The organism is Mycobacterium sp. (assembly GCF_032161845.1).
GTDB lineage: Bacteria > Actinomycetota > Actinomycetes > Mycobacteriales > Mycobacteriaceae > Mycobacterium.
The window spans coordinates 1-3,877 of sequence record NZ_JAVRQA010000235.1 but is presented as its reverse complement, the minus strand read 5'-3'; the positions used below and the strand labels follow the sequence as shown (position 1 = coordinate 3,877).

The following is a 3,877-nucleotide window of genomic DNA, read 5'->3' as shown; positions in this document are numbered from 1 at the left end:
ACCCGGCGTGCTGGAGTACCTGCGCTACGTCGCGGACCGCACCGACATGCCGCTGGGCTTCTTCAACTCCCACTCGACGGGGCTGGTGCTGACCCCCGAAGAATGCGTCGAGCTGTACCGCGAGATCCCCGCATTGTGCGGGCTGAAGAACGGTCTGCTCGACGCGCAGCACAGCCTGGCAGTACACCGGCTGGCTCCGGAGATGGTGCTGTGGGAGGCGGCCGACGAGGCTGGCGTCCGGCTGGGCATCCCGCACCCAGGGGCGCTCGGTTCGGCGCTGTACCTCTATGAGAAGCCGGGCCAGCCGTTGTTCAGCGAATGGCGAGAGCTGTTGGTGCAGGGTGATTTCGAGCGTGCCGGCACCTTCGCTGCCGACACCGGTCTAACCGCGATGCGGGAGGCAAGCCGCCGGTATCAGTCCCATCCGGCCCGCCCAGGGGTGTTCACGCATTGGGGAGCCGGGTTCAAGTTCGGCGCCTCGTTGCTCGGGCTGCCCATCGGTGACCACCCCGCGCGGCCACCCCAGACCGCGTTCCCCGACGACTTGAAACCGCCAATCCGTCGGGCGTATGTCGCCTCCGGATTCATCGAGTCCTGAGAGCGGGGGTCGTCGTGGAGGTGCGCGAATTTCGCTCAGGGGTGCGGGCGTGGATCGAGGAGGTGGGCGAGCAACTGGTCCCTGCGATCGAGGACCAGAGCGTCGATGCTCAGCTGACCCACCAGCGTCGTGTGCAGCGGTTGCTGTTCGATGCGGGTTGGATGCGCTGGGGATGGCCGGCGCGGATCGGCGGTCTGGGGGGTTCGCCGATCCTGCGCGCCGTCCTCGGCGAGGAGCTGACCAGCCGAGCATTGGTGCACAGCACGTCCTGGTCGATGCACGAAGTGCTAGGGCCTGCGGTGGCCGAGTTCGGTCGGCCCGACCTGGTCGAGGGCATCTTCCCTCAGCTGCTCCGCGGCGAGGAATTCTGGTGCCAGGGCTTCTCCGAGCCTGATGCGGGCAGCGATCTGGGCTCGATGCGGACGATGGCCCGCCCCCACCGCGACGGGTGGGTGATCACCGGCGAGAAGTTGTGGACCAGCTGGGCGCACCACGCCACCCGATGTGTCGTGCTGGCCCGCACCGGCGGCCGTGGGTCGCGGGGGATCAGCGCCTTTCTGGTGGACATGGACTCACCGGGGGTGACGGCCAGCCCGCTCGAGACGATGGCCGGCGTCGACGAGTTCTGCTCGACCTCGTTCGTGGACGTCGAGGTCCCCTCGGCGCGTCTGCTCGGCGAACTCGACGCCGGTTGGCGGGTGGCGCAATTCATCCTGTCGTGCGAGCGCGGCCCGATCTTCTGGCAGCGCGGCGCCTGGCTCGCCCACCATCTCGGACTGCTCCTGGAACGCATCGGAGACGGACGGTCCGCGGCGGCGCTTGGGGAGGCTTATCAGCTGTTGTGGGCCTTCCGCACCACCTCCAAGAGCACGCAGGACCGGATCGCCGACGGGCACCTGCCGGGGCCGGAAGCGTCGGTCGACAAGATCATGATCGCCGCCGCCGACCAGGCCGTATTCGATGTGGCGCGCGACCTGTTGGGCGGCGTCATCGAGACCGAGGACACCGCGCGCAGCCGAGCGTGGCGGCGCGAGTGGGCCTACTCACGCGCAGCCACGATCTACGGGGGCACCAGTGAAATTCAGAAGGACATCGTGGCGTCGCGGCTGCTCGGATTGCCGAGAAGCGCGTGACTGACGCTCATACCATCGACGCCGCGGAGCGCGACCTGATGGCCGTAACGCTCCGCGGCCTGGCCGAGGAACTCGACGGGACCGAACTGGCCAAGGGACTCGATGCGTTCGGGTTTGCCGACCTGCTCGCCGAGGCGCCGCGCGATGCGGTCTCGGCGCTGTTCACCGCGCTCGGTCGCGCCGGATCGATGTCGACCTCGTTGCAGGACGTCCTGCTGCAACCACTGGCCGAATACCTGCCGGTGGCGACGACGGAATGCAACGTCGTCCTGCCCGCTGTTGGCGCCGACCTGGTCGGCACCACCGGCGCCGAGCTGCTGGCGGTACGCGGCCTGGTCATCGGCGCACGGCCGGCCCCGACGTTTCTGGCGCCGGTCGCGATCCGGGGTGAGCTGGCCTGGGTTCGCCTCGAAGAGTCCGCTGGGATCTCCACCCGGCGGGTCGACGGTCTCGATCCGGCCCTGGCGATGACGGAGGTCACCGGCGTCGACGTCGCGGCCGACGTGGTCGTGGCGGGGGAACGGGCGGTCGCAGCCTGGGATGCGGTCGCCACGACGGGCAGACTGGCACTGGGGTACCAGATTCTGGGAGCGGTCGGTCAGATGATCGACCTTGCCGTCGACCATGCCCGCACCCGGGTGCAGTTCGGGCGGCCCATCGGGTCGTTTCAAGCGGTCCGCAATCGCCTGGCCGACGCGCACGTCGCCCGCGAGGGCGCCTCGGCGGCGCTGTCGTCGGCCTGGGACGCCGACGACGCCTTCCTGGCGGGTCTGTTGGCGAAGTCGTTGGCGGGGCGGGCGGCGCGGATCGCCGCCACGCAATGCCAGCAGGTGCTGGCCGGGATCGGGTTTACCGCCGAGCATCCCTTCCACCGTTTCCTGGCGCGCGCGTTGGTGCTGGATTCGGTGCTGGGGTCGGCAACCGAACTGCCCGCGAAGATCGGCGCGCATCTGATCTCGGCCGGGACGATCCCCCGGCTGGTGGACCTGTGAGCGGCGACGAACCGTCCTACGCGCCTGCGCACCCGGCGGTCGTCGTCGACCGTCACGGGCCGGTGGCGTGCGTGAGCCTGGCCCGGCCCGACAAGGCAAACGCCTTGGACGCCGAGATCGCCCACGCCCTGCTCGAAGTGGTTCTCACCCTGCGTGACGACGCTGACGTGCGTGCGATGGTGCTGACCGGCCAGGGCAGCGCGTTCAGTGCCGGCGGGGACATCAGCACCATCCGCGCGATGCGCAATGACCGGCACCTTCGTGACACCGTGCTGGACACACATCAGGAGCTGTTCCGGGTGATGACCCGCCTGCCGTTCCCCACCGTCGCCGCCGTCAATGGCCCCGCGGTCGGCGCCGGTGTCACGGTGGCACTGCTGTGTGACCTGGTCGTGATGGCCGAAGACACCTTCCTCAGGGACCCGCGGGTCTCGCTCGGACTCCTCGATGGTGCAGGGGGTTTGGTGCTCTGGCCGCTGCTGACCAGCCTGTCCGCAGCCAAGGAACATCTGCTCCTCGGCGATCGGGTTAGCGGCACCGAAGCCCACCGCCTGGGGCTGGCGAACCGGGCGGTGCACGCCTCCGACGTGCTGGCGGAGGCGCTGGGTCTGGCCGCGCGCCTCGCCGAGCTCCCGCCGCAGGCCGTCCGGCAAGCGCGCCAGCTGTTGAACTCCCACATCGATCGGGCCGCGGTGATCCTGGCGGACTGTGCTCGTGCCGAAAGCGCATGCTTCGACACCAAGGAGCACCGCGTGGAGCTGGAGCGCCTGAGTGCTCGGGTGGCAGCCAAGACCGCGAGGACGACGTAGTGGGCGCCGATGCCCGGGTCGCGCTCGTCACGGGCGGAACGCGGGGGATTGGTCGTGCCATCACCCACCGGTTGACCCGCTCCGGTGTCACGGTGGCCGCGGTGTACGTCCGCGACGTCGCTGCGGCGGACGCGGTCCGCGACGACGCTGCGCGATCGGGTGCGACCGTGACGCTGCATCAGGCTGACGTCGGGCAGTCAGCGTCCTGCCAGAAGCTGGTTGCCGAGGTCCTCGAGCAGCACGGACGGTTGGACTATCTGGTCAACAACGCCGGCATGGTGATCGAGCAACGCTTGGGTGCGGTCAGCGCCGAGGACTGGCACCGGCAGCTTGCGGTGAACCTCT

4 protein-coding genes and 2 pseudogenes are annotated in these 3,877 nt (G+C 69.5%); all 6 read left to right on the top strand.

Annotation, left to right across the window (positions count from 1 at the left end; all coding sequences use genetic code 11):
- Positions 1-598, top strand: a pseudogene (locus QOD90_RS13695) (dihydrodipicolinate synthase family protein); the annotation flags it as partial.
- Positions 599-612: 14 nt separating this feature from the next.
- Positions 613-1,230 (top strand): annotated as a pseudogene (locus tag QOD90_RS13690) (acyl-CoA dehydrogenase family protein); the annotation flags it as partial.
- Positions 1,204-1,731 carry an acyl-CoA dehydrogenase family protein gene (locus tag QOD90_RS13685; protein WP_526350528.1) on the top strand — a complete coding sequence of 176 codons (528 nt, stop codon included), beginning with the start codon at positions 1,204-1,206 and terminating at the stop codon, positions 1,729-1,731. The pseudogene QOD90_RS13690 and the gene QOD90_RS13685, both read left to right, overlap by 27 nt.
- Positions 1,728-2,723: an acyl-CoA dehydrogenase family protein gene (locus QOD90_RS13680; RefSeq protein WP_526350526.1), complete on the top strand. Its 996-nt coding sequence runs from the start codon at positions 1,728-1,730 to the stop codon at positions 2,721-2,723. The genes QOD90_RS13685 and QOD90_RS13680 overlap by 4 nt, the downstream gene beginning before the upstream one ends.
- Positions 2,720-3,532 carry an enoyl-CoA hydratase/isomerase family protein gene (locus tag QOD90_RS13675; protein WP_526350524.1) on the top strand — a complete coding sequence of 271 codons (813 nt, stop codon included), beginning with the start codon at positions 2,720-2,722 and terminating at the stop codon, positions 3,530-3,532. The genes QOD90_RS13680 and QOD90_RS13675 overlap by 4 nt, the downstream gene beginning before the upstream one ends.
- Positions 3,532-3,877, top strand: a 346-nt coding sequence (locus QOD90_RS13670; RefSeq protein WP_526350522.1) for an SDR family NAD(P)-dependent oxidoreductase, incomplete at its 3' end; no start/stop codon positions are given. The genes QOD90_RS13675 and QOD90_RS13670, both read left to right, overlap by 1 nt.